Raw genomic sequence first — 16,235 nt, forward strand, 5'->3', positions numbered from 1 at the left:
GCTGAAGGAATAGAGCTCAGCCAAAAAACGGTTTAGAGCGTATTCCCCGCACCGAAGTGGCCCGGGCCGCTATTGCCGCCCATCATACCCGTGCCGGTGCCGCCACCGCTGGAATTCATCATATTCTGCATCGGGTTGTAACGGCCCACATTGCCCAGAATCTGCTGGAGAATGTTGATGCTGGTGCCCGGTGTCGGCGTGACCTTGCTGATCATGGCCACAGAGCGGCTGTCTTTACGGTTCAGGGTCCGCAGGCTTTGCAGGGTGCCTGCGCCGTCAAACTTCAGGACAACGACCTGCTGCTTATCAATACCGGGGAAATCCAGCGGCCGCATGTAGGTCGTCATGGAAATGTAAATCCACGTGTTATCGTCAAAGGCACCCTTGGTGGTGGGGGAGCCCAGCAGATCGACCGCATCCGCACGGGTGCTGGAACCCGGTGTCAGCTGATTATAATCATCTGCCTCGATAAGGGAGCCGCGCGGCACGGGAGTGGGTGCAAACACGGAGCAGCCGGAAATGACGAACGCAGCCGCCAGCGCCCCACAGGCGGTGCCGAAGCGCGTCATACTTTTCTTGCGGTGCGGTGTCATGCGGTAAGGCGTCCCCAAATCTATGCGGTCACTCTGAGAAAGACCTACTCTGTCGGATGCCCCAACGGGCTCTGTGCGTCAATTCCTGAATTGTGCAGAGGGCGGGTTTTCAGGCTGATCATTGCGCTTGGGGCGCTTTATGTTAGGCCTGCAGAAAGGTGCTCCTGTAAATCCGCAGCAGGAGGCCGGTCTGTTTTTCCAGAAGCCAGAGTTTCAGGAGGTTTCCATGTCGCATAAGCCGGAATTTTCCCGCCCCGTTGCCGTGCGTCGAATCGGCGCATCAGGGCTGGATCTTACGGTCGAGGCTACGCCCGCCGAGTGCGCGCAGATTGCCAGACGTCTGGGTTTGCCTGAAATCAGCATGTTCCGCTGCAAATATACCCTCACTCTGGGGCGGCGGGATCTTGTGTCCGCCCACGGGGCGCTGGCGGTGCGTTTTAAACAGACGTGTGTGCGCACACTGGAACCGTTTGAGGATATGCTGGCAGGCTCCTTTGCGGTGCAGTTTGTGCCTGAGGAGCATTTTGAAGAAAGTGCCGCACCCGATCTGGAAGCTCTGGACGAGATTCCCTATGAAGGGGAATCGATTGACCTTGGGGAAGCTGCGGTTGAGCAGTTTGCACTGGATCTTGAGCCCTATCCCCATGCTCCGGACGCCAGTCTGCCCGAAGGGCTTGTCATAAGTGAGGAAGAGGCGGAAAAGCTTGGCGCGCAGGAAGCTGCGACGCAAAAAGTGAATCCGTTTGCCGATCTCGCACGGTTGCGCCGCAAAGATAGCTGACGTGCTGCGATAGGTTTTATTGCGCTCTTGCTTGCGAAAGAGGCGGCTCTCTGCTAGAGGCCGCCCTCAATCTGGTGATTAACCTGTTTTGTCTTTCGGTGGTGTGGATTGTCCACGGTGCCGGTAGTCTTTGATCTGTTTGGAGGGGCTCGGTCCCATGGCTGTACCCAAAAGAAAAACTTCGCCTTCACGTCGTGGCATGCGTCGCAGCCATCAGGCTCTGCGTGTGGAGGCTCATGCTGAATGCTCCAACTGTGGTGAGCTGAAGCGCCCGCACAACATCTGCAGCCACTGCGGCCATTATGACGGCCGTGAAGTGATTGCGGCTGGCAAGGCACTGAAAGTCGCTGTTCGCGCCTGAGGGCAGATGGCTCACATTGCCATAAGGTAATGTGTTGTTACGGGAGTAAGGCATCTGCGGCATGGCAGAGAAGCAGGCATGAGCGATAGAGAGATTTCCGAGAATTCCCCCGCTGAACAGAGTGAGGTTTTCAGCCTTGCTGTTGATGGAATGGGGGGGGACGGAGCTCCCGACGTGGTCGTTGCCGGGCTTGCCATCGCAGCTGATCGCCATCCCGGGATGCGCGTGCTCCTGACGGGTGATGAAGCCCGTCTGCGTCCGCTTCTGGCGAAATATCCCAAAGCGGAAGCAATCTGCACCATCTGGCATACAGATGCGGCCATCCCTATGGACATGAAGCCTACCGCCGCCCTGCGGGTGCGTCGGTCCTCCATGCGTCTGGGGATGGATGCTGTTGCAAGTGGCCGCGCCAGAGGCGTGGTCTCTGCCGGTAACAGCGGCGCCATGCTTGCTCTGGCAAAAATCGTCGTTAAGACCATGCCCGGCATTTCCCGGCCCGCCATGGCCGCCATCAGTCCGACAATCAAGGGTGATGTGGTTATGCTGGACCTTGGGGCCAACGTGGCGTGCGACTGGCGCAATCTGGTTGAATTTGCCGTGATGGGCGAGGCCTTTGCCAAGGCTGTGCTCGGCCTGCCCGCACCCAGCATCGGGCTTCTCAACATCGGCTCGGAAGAGCTGAAAGGTGATGAGAAGCTGCGTGTTGCGTCCGAGGCGCTACGTGAAAGCCCGCTTGCGGCCCAGTTCCACGGTTTTATTGAAGGTCACGACATTACGGCGGGCACGACCGACGTGGTGGTGACGGACGGTTTCACCGGGAATGTGGCCCTCAAGACCGGGGAAGGTGCGCTGAAAATGGCGTCCTCCCTGCTGCGGCAGGTTTTCAATCGCGGTATTATTTCCAAAATTGGCTATCTGCTTGTCCGGCCCGGCCTTGAGCGCATGAAGGAATGGCTTGACCCGCGCCGCTATAACGGTGCGGTTTTTGTCGGCCTGAACGGCGTTGTGGTCAAATCTCATGGCGGAACAGACGCCGAGGGATTTGCTGCGGCTGTGGATGTGGCCATGGATATGGTCACGCATGGATTTAATGATGGTATTCGTGAGCGCCTGACCCATATGGGGGCGCTTCTTTCCCGTCAGCAGGCCTCGCTTGAGCGTGAGCCTGAGACGACGGCTTCCTGATCAGATACGGGTTCAGGGCCTGAATGTCAGGCAGTCCTGAGTGCTGGTGTCTGGCAATGAAAGAACGGTAATGGCGAGACGTTCGCTTCTGGTAGGGTTTGGCGGGTTCCTGCCGGATCGGGTCGTGTCTAACGATGAACTGGCAGTCCGGCTTGAAACCTCCGATGAATGGATAAAAACCCGTACCGGCATCACCCAGCGCCATATTGCGGGTGAGCACGATACGGCGACCAGCATGGGGGCTGCCGCAGCACGCCGGGCACTGGATTACGCTGGCCTGAGTGCTGACGATATTGATGCCGTCATTGTCGCGACATCCACGCCCGATCAGGCTTTCCCGGCGACGGCCGTGCGGATTCAGGCCGAACTGGGAATGACGCAGGGCTTTGGATTCGATCTGGCCGCAGCCTGCTCCGGGTTTGTGTATGGTCTTTCCACTGCTGATGCGTTTATCCGGGCCGGACAGGCACGGAATATTCTGGTGATCGGCAGTGAGGTCTATTCTCGTATTGTCGACTGGTCCGACCGTGGCACCTGCGTGCTGTTCGGGGATGGAGCCGGCGCCGTTGTGCTCTCTGGCTCCGATGCGCCGGGCGATAAGGGGCTGCTTTCCACCCACCTGCATTCCGATGGTACAGCGGGGGACCTGCTGTATGTTGATGGTGCAGTAGGGCGCCGGGATAAAAGCGGTTACCTGAAAATGAGCGGGCGTGATGTGTTCCGGCATGCCGTTGCCAAGCTCTCTTCCTCAGTTGATGAGGCTCTGAAAGCCGAAGGTCTGGATTATTCAGACGTCAACTGGCTGGTGCCGCATCAGGCCAACATCCGCATTATTGAAGGTGTGGCGAAAAAACTGAGCCTGCCCGCCGAGCAGGTGGTGATCACGGTTGACCGGCACGCCAATACTTCAGCAGCCTCTATCCCGCTGGCTCTGGATGAAGCCGTGCGCGATGGCCGTATCCAGAAGGGTGATCTGGTGCTGATGGAAGCGCTGGGTGGCGGCCTGACCTGGGGTTCAGCGCTCGCCCGTCTCTGACGGTATTTTCAGAATTCTGACGGCAGGACGACGGGCGACCTCACGATAGAATTGACGAGGTCGTCCAACGTGTTACTTTCGTCAGTATGGAAACTGTCACGCGTGCCTCTCTGGTCGAACAGATCTATCAGCAGGTTGGGCTGTCCCGTAAGGAATCGGCTGTCCTGCTGGAAGATATTCTGGAAACGGTCATGCTTGCGCTGGAGCGCGGCGAAAGCGTCAAGCTCAGCGGTTTTGGTACTTTTTCCGTAAGGCAAAAAGGCCAGCGCTGCGGACGTAATCCAAAAACGGGTGAGGAAGTGCCGATTCTTCCTCGTTCCGTTCTGGTTTTCCGCCCGAGTCAGTTGCTGCGTGCGGCTATTAACCACGAGCCGCTTGAGGGTGGCGAGGCATATGACGATGAGTGATACCGACCAGCTTTCCTCCATGATCGACTCTTCCGGCCTGCCGGATGATGAAAATGGTGTGCAGACCCGCACGGAAAAAGGTCCGCTCGCGTTCCGCACCATTAGCGAAGTCGCTGATGAACTCCATGTGCCGCAGCATGTTCTGCGATTCTGGGAAACACGGTTTGAGCAGGTTCGCCCGCTGAAGCGCGGTGGTGGCCGGCGCTATTACCGCCCGGCAGACGTGGACCTCCTGCGCCATATTTCCGATCTTCTTTATGCCAAGGGCTACACGGTAAAAGGTGTGCAGCGCCTGTTACGTGAAGGGGCGGTGGAAACTGACGCCGCACCGCAAAATCCTGTTGTGACGGAGACTGTCGCTGACGTGCTCCCTCACGAACCGGCAGCACCAACATTCGAGGATGCGCAGGAGGGTGTATCATCTGCAGCAGAGCCAGCAGAAAATACGCATGTCGTTGAAAATTTTGCTTCTGCGGACATTTTAGAAGAGCAGCCTGCTGATGCTGATGCTGATGCTGATGCTGATGCTGATGCTGATGCTGATGGAGGCGGCGTAGAAGATGCCATCGGTCAGCTTCATCACTTCGCCGATCTTCAGCAGGAAACGCAAATTGTGCTGGGTCAGCCGGATGAGGTTGCTTCCCCGCAGGATAATGCTGTTGAGGCTGCATCTGCATCTGCATCTGCACCTGCACCTGCACCTGAAACCGCGTCTGCCGAGGTTGTTCGTCGGCTGGAAATGCGGAATGTACGCCTGAGAAATGATCTTGCGGACATTCTTGTTGAACTGGAAGCGTTTCGGGCCCGCATTACTGCGTGAAAAAATCCGCAAGGTGGCTTGTGCGGCGTGAAGGGGCCTGCTAAACACCCTTTCACCAAATGGACGGGCAGTAGCGCAGTCTGGTAGCGCATCAGTCTGGGGGACTGGGGGTCGTGGGTTCGAATCCCGCCTGCCCGATATTTGTCCAGTTGGTCTTCTGAAAATTTCAGAGCAGTTTGACGGGTGTTCAGAACATGAACACCCTTTTTGCTGTTCAGGCTTTTATGGCGTTATTGCCAGACGTCCAGCGGCGCCAGAGCAGATTGAGTGCTGCCATTGCCGCAGGCCCGACAAACAGGCCCAGCAGGCCCCATGTTTCTGCACCTCCCAGAATACCCAGCAGTACCCACAGGAAGGGGAGCTGCGTGCTGCCACCAATAAGCACCGGGCGGATAAAATGGTCGGCGACGAAAATGACCACTGCACCAATACAAAACGTCACAATGCCAGCCAGAGAGGCCGCTTTTGCAAGAATCAGCAGAGAAACAAGGCTGACGGCAATCATGGCGCAGAAGGGGATCATGGCGGCGACTGCTGTAATGACACCAAACAGGGCAGGGTGGGGCGCACCGGCAAGAGTGTAGACAATCCCCATCAGCACGCCTTCCCCGATACCAACCAGCACCAGCCCCAGCACAGTCCCGTGAACAGAGGCGACAATCTGGCGGGCGATTGTTTCACCGCGCTTTCCAAAAGCACGGCGGGACGCAATGCGGCACTGGCGGATGACAGAGGTGCCATCTTTATAAAGAAAAAACAGGGTCACGATTGAAAAGCAGAAAAGCGTGCCTCTGTGCGCAATCTGGGAACCGAGGGCTTTGGTAATAGCCATCCCTTTGCTGTCCAGCGCGCCCGTCAGGCTTGAGACATCTTCCGGGTTGGACAGGTGCGCCTGCCACCAGTTGATAAGCGTCTGGCTGCCGAAGGGCAGGCGGCTGAGTGCATCAGGCACCGGCACACCGTTTTTCCGGGCGTCTTCCAGCCAGCTCAGGGCGCTCTGGGCTTCTCCCACGGCTTCCAGCGTGATGAGCATGAGCGGGATGACAAAAATAAGGGCCATGGCGGCGGTAAAGAGAAACGGCAGGGCCGAGCCATTGGCGGCTTTAGGCCACGCAGCCTGAGCGCGCGTGTAAAGCGGCCATGTTGCGATGGCGAACACGCCCCCCCAGACCAGCGCGGGCAAAAACCCGTGGATGGTGTAGAGGGCAACAGCGAAGATGAAAATTGCCAGAACGTTCCGCGCTGTTTCCTGTCCCTTCCGGGAGCGTTGGCTCGGCTTGACCAGAATACAGCGTGGGTGCCCGGAGACTGTGGGCTGGCTTGTCGTGTCTGGCATATGGGGCGTTTCTCCTCTTACCCAGTAAACATATCATTTCTGACAAGTTTGCGCGTTCGCACGCTTTCGGTCGAGCAAAATATAGAGCGGCACGGGTGCTGCACAGGGCCGTTTTATTTTAAGGATTGCAGTCTTATCCCCCTATCTCTGGAGGGAGCGCTGCCCGTATAAGCAATCTGTCATGCTCAAAAATTTTCTTACTGTTGGCGGCTGGACCATGCTCAGCCGTATCCTTGGTCTGGTGCGGGATCAGCTTCTGGCAGCCTTTATGGGTGCGGGCGCGTTGCAGGACGCCTATCAGGTGGCGTTCCGGTTGCCGAACATGTTTCGGCGGCTGTTTGGCGAGGGAGCCTTCAATGCTGCCTTTGTCCCGCTGTTCTCGTCCGTCCTGACGAAGGAAGGGGAGGATGAAGCCCGGACATTTGCGCGTCGCGCTCTGGGCGTCATGCTGGTCTGGCTGCTCTTTCTGTGTGTGCTTGGGGAGATTTTCATGCCGCAGGTCTTGCGGCTGATTGCTCCCGGCTTTTCGCAGGCGGGTGAGCGGTATGCGCTGGCCGTCAGTCTCAGCCGGATTACCTTTCCGTATCTGGTGCTGATCTGCGCGGCGGCTCTGGTTGCCGGTGTGCTCAACGGCCTGCATCGCTTTGGCATCGCCGCGGCTGCGTATCTGGCCTTTAACGTGGTCGGGATTGCCGCCATCCTGTTTGCCTCGTCCTTTTTGCCGAATGTGGCCTATGCCGCAGCATGGGGGGTGACGGCCTCTGGCGTGGTGCAGCTTGGGCTGCTGCTGTGGGCTGCGCATCGTGCAAATTTCGGGCTGATGCCGCTTCGCCCCGCGCTGACGCCCCGCATCCGTCTGCTTGTGCGCCGCATGGTGCCGGGACTGGTGGGGAGCGGGGTTGGGCAGATCAACCTCACCGTAGATACAATCATCGGCACGCTCCTTCCTTCGGGCAGTGTTTCGCTGATGTATTTTGCGGACCGGATCAACCAGTTGCCTCTGGGTGTGCTGGGTGCCGCGGCGGGGACAACCCTGCTGCCGGTGCTGACGCGCCATCTGGCCGCCGGTGAGCATGATGCCGCACATTCCGCCCAGAACCGGGCCATGAGTTACGTTCTGCTTCTCACGCTGCCTGCGGTGGCCGGATTACTGGTGCTGGCAGGGCCGATCATGATTGTCCTGTTTGGTCATGGGTCTTTTACCGAGCGTGATGCGCTTCTGTCCGCACAGGCTTTGCGGGCCTATGCGATCGGCCTTCCGGCATTTGTGCTGGTAAAAGTCTTTTCCCCCGCTTTCTTTGCCCGGGGTGATACCCGTACACCGGTGTATGTCGGTATTGGTATTCTGGTGCTGAATTTTCTTCTCAATCTGCTTTTCATGAAGCCTCTGGCCCATATGGGGCCACCGCTGGCCAGCAGTCTGGCGGCGTGTGTCAATGTGGCGTGTCTGGCACTTCTGCTCCTGCGGCGTGACGCGTTGCGGGTTTCCGGAACGGAGCAGATCAGAATGGTCAAGACGGCCTGCGCGGCGGGTCTTATGGGGCTGGTGCTGGTCGGCGTTCAGGCTGTTCTGGCGTTTCCTGCCGGGCTGATTCTGCGCGTTCTCTGGCTGAGTGGCATGGTGGGGCTGGGGGCTGTTCTGTACGGTGTGTTCCTGCATCTGTCGGGCATTATGAATGGCGCGGACATTCTGGCGCGTGTGCAGCGCCGTCTGCAAAAACGCCGGAGCTGAAAGACGGGACGAAAGAACCATGACAGAGATTGTTCTGGCGCATCAGGTTGATCTGCAAACATGGCGGCAGGCGGCGCGGCACTATGCTCTGGCAGGTGTGCCGCCGGAGGCTCTGTCCTGGCGTGTTGCACAGTCTTCTGAAGACATGCCGCAGGTTTTTCAGGCCTCTGCGTCTGCACAGGCAGGCTCTCAGGCTGTTCTGCACCTGCCGCGCAGGCTGGTTGAATGGATTCTTCTGGGGCTTCAGTCCGCACAGGCTGAGAGGTTCGACTTACTTTATCGTCTGGTGTTCCGCGTGGCGCAGGAAAATCTGGATCTGGCAACCGCTTTGGATGATCCGGACGTGCGCCGTGTTGGGCTGCTTGTGGAGACTGTTAAAGCGGAAACGGAGCGTTTTCGGCTTGAATTTGCGGAGATATTTGCAGACCCCGCCCGGACCGTCTGGGAGACGACGCCTGCTGCGTATGTGGTGGAAGGGAACGCCGCGTATTGCATGGCGCGGTACGCCCGCCCGTGGGAGATCCGCACCCCGTATCGCAGAATGAAGTGGGACGGTAAAACGCTCTGGTTCGGTGCATCTGCTGCCGACACGACTTCTGAACCGCCGGGCGGATGGCAGCAGGCCGGTCACGGTCTGTGGCAGGACTGGCCCCGTACGGTTCTGACCCCGGACAGGGCAGAGGTTGAACAGACAGCGTCACTGGAGAGCCTGGGAGCGGAAGCCATGGACTGCCGGGCCTGTGCGCTCTGGCGTGCGGCCTCCCGCACTGTTTTTGGAGAGGGAGCCTCCTCAGCGCGTGTGATGCTGGTGGGCGAGCAGCCGGGGGATCAGGAAGATCTGGCAGGGCGACCGTTCGTAGGGCCTGCCGGGCAGGTGCTGGAACGCGCGCTGGAGGAGGTCGGGTTAAGCCGGAGCACGGTCTACGTCACCAATGCGGTCAAGCATTTTCGTTTTACATGGCGCAATGGCCGGCGGCTGCACCAAAAGCCGGAGCAGGACAACGTGCAGGCCTGCCAGATGTGGCTGGATGCGGAGCGACGGCTGGTCAGGCCAGCCTTGATTGTCATGATGGGTGTTACCGCAGCGCAAAGCCTGCTGCATCGACCGGTGACGATTTCTCGTGAGCGGTCCCGTATTTTCCCGTTGAGTGACGGCAGTCAGGGGCTGGTGACCGTCCATCCGTCCTATCTGCTGCGGCTGCCCAGTGAGGCGGATAAAGAGCGGGAATATGCGCGTTTTGTAGAAGATCTGAGGCGCGTCAAAACATTTATGGATAGCCTGCCCTGAGAGCTCAGGGCGCTTATGGTAAGAAGTAAGGTCAGTCTAGAGTGTTCACTTCAGGCTTTGCGCGCTTTATTGATACGGGCGTGCAGGTCTTTCCCCGTTTTAAAGAACGGGATGTATTTTTTAGAAACCTGAACTTGCTCACCTGTTTTCGGGTTACGGCCAATACGCGGGTCACGCTCTTTAATGGAAAATGCCCCAAAGCCGCGTAATTCCACCCGATTATTGTCTGCCAGACTCGTAGAAATAGAATCGAAGACAGTATTGACGATCAGGTTGATGTCTTTGAGCTGAAGATGCGGATGTTTCTGCATAAGAGCAGCAATAAGCTCGGACTTAGTCATGGTCCACCTTCCACATTCTGGACAGTCAGCCTGCCGGACGAACAGGGCGCCAGCGGATCTGCGTAACAAAAAAGGACGCCATATTAAAAAAGTGCGCAACCGGCCCTAAAGCTGGTGCGCACTCCAAAATTCACTAAGCCGGTATGATCCGTCAATACATAAATAGTCTGACAGTACGAACCAGAGGAATACTGTCAGACTTTAAAGATCAGGCTGTCGCTTTTTTGCTGCGGCGGCCGCGTGTGGCCCCTTCTTCACCTTCCGGTGTTGCATGAATTTTGCGGCCCAGACCAATTTCACGGGCCAGAGTGGAGCGACGTTCCGCATAGTTCGGAGCAACCATGGGGTAGTCAGCCGGCAGGCCCCAGCGCTCACGATACTGTTCCGGCGTAATGCCATAGGCGCTCTGCAGGTGGCGCTTGAGCATTTTCAGTTTCTTGCCGTCTTCCAGACAGACAATGTAATCCGGGAAAACAGAGCGTTTGACCGGCACGGCAGGCTGAAGCTTTTCCGGTTCATTCTGCGGCTGGTCAGCCGTTTTCAGAGCCTGATACACATCGCGGATCAGGGCGGGCAGCAGGGCCGGATCGGTCTGGTTGTTGGAAACATGCGCAGAAACGATTTCTGCCGCCAGATCAAGAATATTGGGATAGCTCTGGTTCTCTGTCATAACAATTCCGCTTATTTGTGGGGCTGAATGACTCACCCATACTATTCCAATTCTTGTTTGTGAATAGAGAATATAACAATGTGATTGAATAAAATTGAATATAGAATGAAAAACAGTCCTTGAAGAGAGTGAAGAATGGGGATGTATGCAAGTAAAATAAATATTTGGTAATCTGTTTTATGATTGATTTGTCTGCTTTGGCTTGTCTTCAGGCATGGGTCGGGTAATAGCTGGCGTTTGTTTTCAAGGCTCAGGTATTTGCAAATGGCATAATTGACTTTACGGTTCAGCCTACTACCAAAACGCTCTTGCTGCGTGCAGGCAGTCTTTTCAATAGACGTGGATTGGCTGCGAGAACCCTTTAATATTTGTAAGATCCCGGAAATAAGGACTGTTGGAAATGGCCTCTTGTCGCGCTGGCAGTAAACTGATTGTGCCTGTTGTGCTGTCTGGCGGAACGGGAAGCAGGTTGTGGCCAATGTCACGGGCCAGCTTTCCCAAACAGCTCTGGTCGCTGGTGAGTGAGCGCAGCATGCTTCAGGAAACAGTTTTACGGGGTCAGGCCGCCGGTTTCGCGCCGCCCGTGATTGTTTGTAATGAAGAACATCGTTTCCTTATTGCAGAGCAGTTGCGGGAAGTTCTGGTAGAGGATGCCAGCATTATGCTGGAGCCGGTTGGCCGCAACTCCGCACCGGCTATTACCGCAGCCGCTCTCCTTGTCACGCAGACGCACCCGGATGCTGTGTTGTGGATGATGGCTGCGGATGCGGATATCAAGAAGTCCGAAGCCCTGACACAGGCCATGACAAAAGCTGTGCAGGCCGCGGAGGCTGGCCGTGTCGTGACGTTTGGGATGGCGCCCACCCGGGCTGAAACCGGATATGGTTATATTGAAAAAGGTGCCCCGCTACCCGGCGTGGACGGGGTTTTTGCCATCAAATCTTTCCGTGAAAAACCCGCGCAGGCGGTTGCGGAAGAGTTTTTGAAAGACGGCAATTATTTCTGGAATTCGGGCATGTTTGTCTTCCGGGCTGATGTGCTGCTTGATGAAATGCGCCGCTATGCTCCGCAGGTTGTGGAGAGTGTGACTGCGGCGTTTGAGAAGCGGAAAACGGATCTCGATTTTATCCGGCTGGATAAAGCGGCTTTTGCTCAGGCTCCGGATATTTCCATTGACTATGCCATTGCTGAAAAAACCCAGGTTTCCGCTGTCATCCCGGCTGATCTGGGCTGGTCGGATGTGGGGAGCTGGGATGCGTTGTGGGATATCAGCCCCAAGACACCAGATGGCAACGTGCTGCTGGGGGATGTTCTGACAGAAGACGCGCATGGCTGTTACATCCGCTCCGAAGGCCCGCTGACGGCTGTGACGGGTGTGGATGATGTTGTGGTCGTGGTGACTGCGGACGCGGTGCTGGTCACGCATAAAGACCGTGCGCAGGATGTTAAAAAACTTGTCGATCGCCTGAAGACGGATGGTCGGGGTGAAGCGTCTGAGCACCAGAAGAATTATCGCCCATGGGGGTTTTATGAAGGGCTGATCCGGAACGAGCGGTTTCAGGTGAAGCGGATTGTGGTCAATCCGGGCGGGAAGCTGTCTTTGCAGAAGCATTTTCACCGGGCGGAACACTGGGTTGTTGTGGGTGGCGTGGCACTGGTCACAAAAGGCGATGAGGAAATTCTGGTGCGGGAGGACGAGAGTGTCTACCTGCCGCAGGGTTGTGTGCATCGGCTGGAAAACCCCGGCAAAATTCCACTGACGCTTATTGAGGTTCAGTCAGGTGCTTATTTAGGGGAAGACGACATTATAAGGCTGGAAGACAGTTATAATAGAAATTGATAAATAAATAAGAATAAAGGCATAAAAAAAGCTCCCGAAAAAGGGAGCTTTTTTTATGTTATCTACCCGACTCGCTTTTGAGGGCAGGCAGGCAACCGAGTCTGATCAGCCTGATTTTAGCGAATACCGAGTTCGCTCATCAGGAAATCCCGGAAAACGGCAACGCGTTTGGAACTGCGCAGCTCTTCCGGATAGACAAAATAGGCATCCACGGTCGGGGTCGTGATGTCGGGCAGAATCTGAATAAGATCAGGGAACTGCGCGGCGGCATATGTCGGGATGGACCCGATGCCAAGCCCAGCAGCAATAGCGGACGCCATCGCTGCCATACTGTTCACTTCCAGACGGGCATTCTGCTTTGTGGGAGTGTGTTTTACGCTTTCAGCCAGCCAGTTGATATGGGCAACCGGAGGGTGATGCTCTCCGAATAACACGAGCTGATGCGCAGAGATTTCATCAATGCTTCTCGGCATACCGTATTTTTCGATATAGAGCGGCGCAGCAAAAATCGGCAGGTGGAAATCTGCCAGATGCCGCTGAATGAGGTCAGGCTGGCGGGGGGCGTGCATCCGCACGGCCACGTCAGCTTCTCTCATGCCCAGATCAAGATCGCTGTCTTCCATAATAAGGCAGATATCAATGTCTGGATTAGCAGCCATAAACTTGTGCAGCCGTGGCATAAGCCAGCAGTTGCCAAAGCCTGTGGTTGTCGTAACCCGCAGACGTCCTGCGGCTTTTTCCTTACTTTCGGTTAAAAGCGTCTGGGTCATTTCAAGTTTTGAAAAGACCTCACGCACCGTCTTGTGCAGCGTCTCGCCCTGTTCAGTGAGGATCAGTCCTCGGGCGTGGCGATGAAAAAGAGGAACCTGAAGGACGTCCTCCAGCGCGGAAATCTGCCGTGAAACAGCAGACTGGCTTAGGTTAAGCACATCTCCCGCGTGGGTAAAGGAACCGGCTTCCGCCACAGCATGGAATACCCGGAGTTTGTCCCAGTCCACGCACGCCTCCTGCAAATTGAATGAAGTTATAAGAGCATAATTATCATGCTTCGAATTTCATTACGTGCAGTAATTGCCCGGACTGGTCAAGGGATGACCTGTTATTCGGCTCCCAGTTCAGCAAGATACCGTTCCGCATCCAGAGCGGCCATACAGCCGGTTCCGGCAGCGGTTACGGCCTGGCGGTAAATTTTATCCTGCACATCGCCCGCGGCAAAAACACCGGGGATGGAGGTGCGGGTGGTGCCGGGGGTGGTCTCAATATACCCTTCCGTATCCAGAACGACTTGCCCCTTGAAGATATCGGTGGTGGGGGAGTGGCCGATCGCGATGAAAATTCCGTCCGCGGGCACGTCCTGCGTTGTTCCGTCCTGCGTATTTTTAACACGAATGGCGCTGACAGTCGGCGGTGTGCCGCTGGCCAGAATGTCTTCCACCGTTGTGTTCCACAGGATGGAGGTTTTCGGGTTTTTGAAAAAACGGTCCTGCAGGATTTTTTCCGCGCGCAGTGTGTCCCGCCGGTGCACCAGCGTGACGTGTGCTGCGTGGTGGGTCAGATACAGGGCCTCTTCCACAGCGGTATTGCCACCGCCCACCACCACCACGTTTTTGCCGCGGTAAAAGAAGCCATCACACGTGGCGCAGGCGGAAACACCGGCACCCTGCAAGGTTTTCTCGCTCGGCAGGCCAAGCCATCGGGCTTGCGCACCTGTGGCGATGATAACGGCCTTTGCGACATACTCCGTGCCGGAATCGCCATTCAGGCGGAACGGGGAACCGGATTTGAAATCGACGGAAGTAATGATGTCATATTCAATCCGTGTGCCGACATTCTGGGCCTGCTGCGCCATCTGGTCCATCAGCCAGGGACCCTGCACAGCCTCGGCAAAGCCCGGATAATTTTCCACGTCTGTGGTAATGGTCAACTGCCCGCCCGGCTGAAGTCCGGCCACCAGAACAGGAGCAAGGTTGGCGCGTGCGGCATAAATGGCGGCGGTGTAGCCTGCGGGGCCGGCGCCAATAACAAGCAGATCGGTAGTGATGGTTTCTGTCATGGGAGGGCTGACCTTTGCATGCTGAGAGTCATGGTGCGCCAGAACGCACTTTACATGCCTTGCGATATGGCGGGTGTGTGCAGGGAGAGCAAGAGCGGAACCCGTTTGCGGCCTGTGCGTGTGCATGGCATATACGCCCCAGAGTATCTGGAAAAAGGCTGCGGCGAGAAATGGATCAGGCAAGGTGACGGAACTGGACGCTGTTGACCTTCGTATTGTGGCGGAGCTTCAGGAAGACGGGCGCATGACCAACGTCGAGCTGGCCCGCCGTGTCGGAATTTCAGCCCCGCCCTGCCTGCGGCGCGTGCGGCGGCTGGAAGAGCTGGGGGTGATCCGTGGCTACCATGCGGACCCGGATGCCGGGGCACTGGGATGGCCGATTACCTTCTTTGCGCTGATTGGCCTTGATAGCCAGAAAGAGACAGTGCTGTCCGCTTTTGAGGACGAACTGTCCCGCTGGCCGGAGGTGCGGGAATGCCACATGATTCGTGGAGGCGGAGACTTTCTGGTGCGCCTGATTGCCCGGGACGCCGCGCATGAAAACTCGCTCACCCGGCGTCTGACAGAAGGCCCGCACGTTATTCGTGTGCAGACACTGCAAACCATCCGCACAAGTCTGGACCGGACCGGCGTTCCGATTTTTCCGGGTGAGGGCGGTGCCGCGTGATAGCGGCGGCTGTGGAGAAAGCGCCTGACGTACGGCCCGGGCCGGATATCAGCATCATTGTGCCGTGCTATAATGAGGTTGGTAACGTTGGTCCGCTTGTGGCCGCGCTGGAACGCGCGCTGGATGGCCGCCGGTGGGAAGTCATTTTTGTGGATGACAACTCGCCAGACGGGACCACGGCTGCTGTTCACGCCATAGCGCGGACAGACTCCCGCGTGCGGGGCCTGTGCCGCATTGGCCGCCGGGGGTTGTCTTCTGCGGTGATTGAGGGAGCTTTGTCGTCCTCCGCGCAGGTTGTTGCCGTGATGGATGGCGACATGCAGCACGATGAAAGCCGTCTTGGCGCGCTGATAGATGCCGTGCAAAGCGGGGCTTGTGATATTGCCGTGGGCAGTCGCCATGTAGAGGGCGGTGATAATTCCGGTCTGGCCAACGCCTGGCGGCATACCTTGTCTGATGGTGGGATCAAACTTGCGCAGATGCTGCTGCCCGTGCGGCTGGGAGACCCGATGAGCGGGTTCTTCGCCCTTCGGCAGGATATGTTTGCCCGGATTGCTCCGCATCTGTCGGGCACCGGGTTTAAAATTCTGGTTGATCTGTTGCTGTCGTCTCCTCAACCTTTGCAGGTGCAGGAAATCGCTTGCGGATTTCGGGCACGGGTTGCTGGTGAAAGCAAGCTGGACGCGCTGGTCATGCTGCAATTTGTCGCGCTGCTGCTGGACAAGCTGTGCCGCGGCTGGCTGCCTTTGCGGTTTGTGGCCTTTGCGCTCGTCGGGGTGATTGGGATCGGGACCAATCTGCTGGTTATGCAGTGTGCCCGCGCGCTTGGGGCGGACTTTCCTCTGGCGCAGGGGATTGGCACGGTTGTGGCCATGGTCGTGAATTTCCAGCTTGATAACAATTTCACCTACCGGGACAGACGTCTGCGCGGTGTGCGCTGCGTATGGGGTCTGTTGCTCTTTATGGTCGTCTGCTCCGTGGGAGCGCTGGCCAATGTTGGCGTTGCCGACATGGTGTATAATCAGAGCCGCGCCTTTAACGAGGCCAGTGTCGCCGGGGCTGTGATCGCGGTGGTCTGGAATTACGCAATGTCCTCCACCATCATCTGGCGCCCGTGATCCCGCG

General features: G+C 57.2%; 17 protein-coding genes and 1 tRNA gene. 12 read left to right on the forward strand and 6 right to left on the reverse strand.

Annotated features, from left to right (window positions below; all coding sequences use genetic code 11):
- Positions 1–32: 32 nt before the first annotated feature.
- The gene (locus JK199_RS08795) at positions 33–593 is read right to left on the reverse strand and encodes an outer membrane protein assembly factor BamE (protein ID WP_077931420.1); all 561 of its coding nucleotides are present in this window, start codon (positions 591–593) and stop codon (positions 33–35) included.
- A gap of 226 nt (positions 594–819) precedes the next feature.
- On the opposite strand from JK199_RS08795, the gene JK199_RS08800 reads away from it, so the two are divergent.
- The 7 genes from JK199_RS08800 (at position 820) to JK199_RS08830 (ending at position 5,321) form a co-directional block, all read left to right on the forward strand.
- Entirely contained in the window at positions 820–1,374 is a 555-nt protein-coding gene (locus JK199_RS08800) for a YceD family protein (RefSeq protein ID WP_212375303.1), read from the forward strand.
- 157 nt (positions 1,375–1,531) lie between these two features.
- Positions 1,532–1,735 (forward strand): 50S ribosomal protein L32, encoded by a 204-nt coding sequence (gene rpmF / locus JK199_RS08805; RefSeq protein ID WP_025825885.1) that lies wholly within the window; start codon positions 1,532–1,534, stop codon positions 1,733–1,735.
- A 78-nt stretch (positions 1,736–1,813) separates the two neighbouring features.
- Complete coding sequence (gene plsX / locus JK199_RS08810; RefSeq protein WP_077931421.1) at positions 1,814–2,920, forward strand: phosphate acyltransferase PlsX; 1,107 nt, start codon at positions 1,814–1,816, stop codon at positions 2,918–2,920.
- A gap of 70 nt (positions 2,921–2,990) precedes the next feature.
- Entirely contained in the window at positions 2,991–3,956 is a 966-nt protein-coding gene (locus JK199_RS08815) for a beta-ketoacyl-ACP synthase III (RefSeq protein ID WP_077931847.1), read from the forward strand.
- A gap of 50 nt (positions 3,957–4,006) precedes the next feature.
- A complete protein-coding gene (locus tag JK199_RS08820) occupies positions 4,007–4,363 on the forward strand; it encodes an integration host factor subunit alpha (RefSeq protein WP_342356306.1) in 357 nt (118 codons plus the stop codon).
- Positions 4,364–4,382: 19 nt separating this feature from the next.
- Positions 4,383–5,183 carry a MerR family transcriptional regulator gene (locus tag JK199_RS15770; protein WP_408742364.1) on the forward strand — a complete coding sequence of 267 codons (801 nt, stop codon included), beginning with the start codon at positions 4,383–4,385 and terminating at the stop codon, positions 5,181–5,183.
- Positions 5,184–5,247: 64 nt separating this feature from the next.
- Positions 5,248–5,321: transfer RNA gene (locus JK199_RS08830), tRNA-Pro, on the forward strand.
- Positions 5,322–5,397: 76 nt separating this feature from the next.
- On the opposite strand, the gene JK199_RS08835 is transcribed toward JK199_RS08830, so the two are convergent.
- The gene (locus tag JK199_RS08835; RefSeq protein ID WP_086656093.1) at positions 5,398–6,519 is read right to left on the reverse strand and encodes an AI-2E family transporter; all 1,122 of its coding nucleotides are present in this window, start codon (positions 6,517–6,519) and stop codon (positions 5,398–5,400) included.
- Positions 6,520–6,700: 181 nt separating this feature from the next.
- Between JK199_RS08835 and murJ the strand changes: the two genes are divergently transcribed.
- Both murJ and JK199_RS08845 read left to right on the forward strand, forming a co-directional pair.
- Positions 6,701–8,251 carry a murein biosynthesis integral membrane protein MurJ gene (gene murJ / locus JK199_RS08840; RefSeq protein WP_212375307.1) on the forward strand — a complete coding sequence of 517 codons (1,551 nt, stop codon included), beginning with the start codon at positions 6,701–6,703 and terminating at the stop codon, positions 8,249–8,251.
- Positions 8,252–8,270: 19 nt separating this feature from the next.
- Positions 8,271–9,539: a UdgX family uracil-DNA binding protein gene (locus JK199_RS08845; RefSeq protein WP_212375309.1), complete on the forward strand. Its 1,269-nt coding sequence runs from the start codon at positions 8,271–8,273 to the stop codon at positions 9,537–9,539.
- A 50-nt stretch (positions 9,540–9,589) separates the two neighbouring features.
- Here the strand turns inward: JK199_RS08845 and JK199_RS08850 are convergent, their stop codons facing one another.
- Complete coding sequence (locus JK199_RS08850; protein ID WP_025825898.1) at positions 9,590–9,880, reverse strand: integration host factor subunit beta; 291 nt, start codon at positions 9,878–9,880, stop codon at positions 9,590–9,592.
- 208 nt (positions 9,881–10,088) lie between these two features.
- A complete protein-coding gene (locus JK199_RS08855) occupies positions 10,089–10,550 on the reverse strand; it encodes a MucR family transcriptional regulator (protein ID WP_025825900.1) in 462 nt (153 codons plus the stop codon).
- A gap of 400 nt (positions 10,551–10,950) precedes the next feature.
- Between JK199_RS08855 and JK199_RS08860 the strand changes: the two genes are divergently transcribed.
- Positions 10,951–12,390 carry a mannose-1-phosphate guanylyltransferase/mannose-6-phosphate isomerase gene (locus JK199_RS08860; RefSeq protein WP_212375311.1) on the forward strand — a complete coding sequence of 480 codons (1,440 nt, stop codon included), beginning with the start codon at positions 10,951–10,953 and terminating at the stop codon, positions 12,388–12,390.
- A 116-nt stretch (positions 12,391–12,506) separates the two neighbouring features.
- On the opposite strand, the gene JK199_RS08865 is transcribed toward JK199_RS08860, so the two are convergent.
- A complete protein-coding gene (locus tag JK199_RS08865; protein WP_025825902.1) occupies positions 12,507–13,388 on the reverse strand; it encodes a LysR family transcriptional regulator in 882 nt (293 codons plus the stop codon).
- Positions 13,389–13,489: 101 nt separating this feature from the next.
- A complete protein-coding gene (gene trxB / locus JK199_RS08870; RefSeq protein ID WP_212375314.1) occupies positions 13,490–14,443 on the reverse strand; it encodes a thioredoxin-disulfide reductase in 954 nt (317 codons plus the stop codon).
- Between the two features lie 124 nt (positions 14,444–14,567).
- Between trxB and JK199_RS08875 the strand changes: the two genes are divergently transcribed.
- Both JK199_RS08875 and JK199_RS08880 read left to right on the forward strand, forming a co-directional pair.
- On the forward strand, positions 14,568–15,110 hold the full coding sequence (locus JK199_RS08875; protein WP_051551761.1) for an Lrp/AsnC family transcriptional regulator: 543 nt from the start codon (positions 14,568–14,570) through the stop codon (positions 15,108–15,110).
- The gene (locus JK199_RS08880; protein WP_212375415.1) at positions 15,110–16,228 is read left to right on the forward strand and encodes a glycosyltransferase; all 1,119 of its coding nucleotides are present in this window, start codon (positions 15,110–15,112) and stop codon (positions 16,226–16,228) included. Before JK199_RS08875 ends, JK199_RS08880 begins: the two co-directional genes overlap by 1 nt.
- Positions 16,229–16,235: the final 7 nt, after the last annotated feature.

It is taken from the genome of Acetobacter persici (genome assembly GCF_018256955.1).
GTDB classification, from domain to species: domain Bacteria; phylum Pseudomonadota; class Alphaproteobacteria; order Acetobacterales; family Acetobacteraceae; genus Acetobacter; species Acetobacter persici.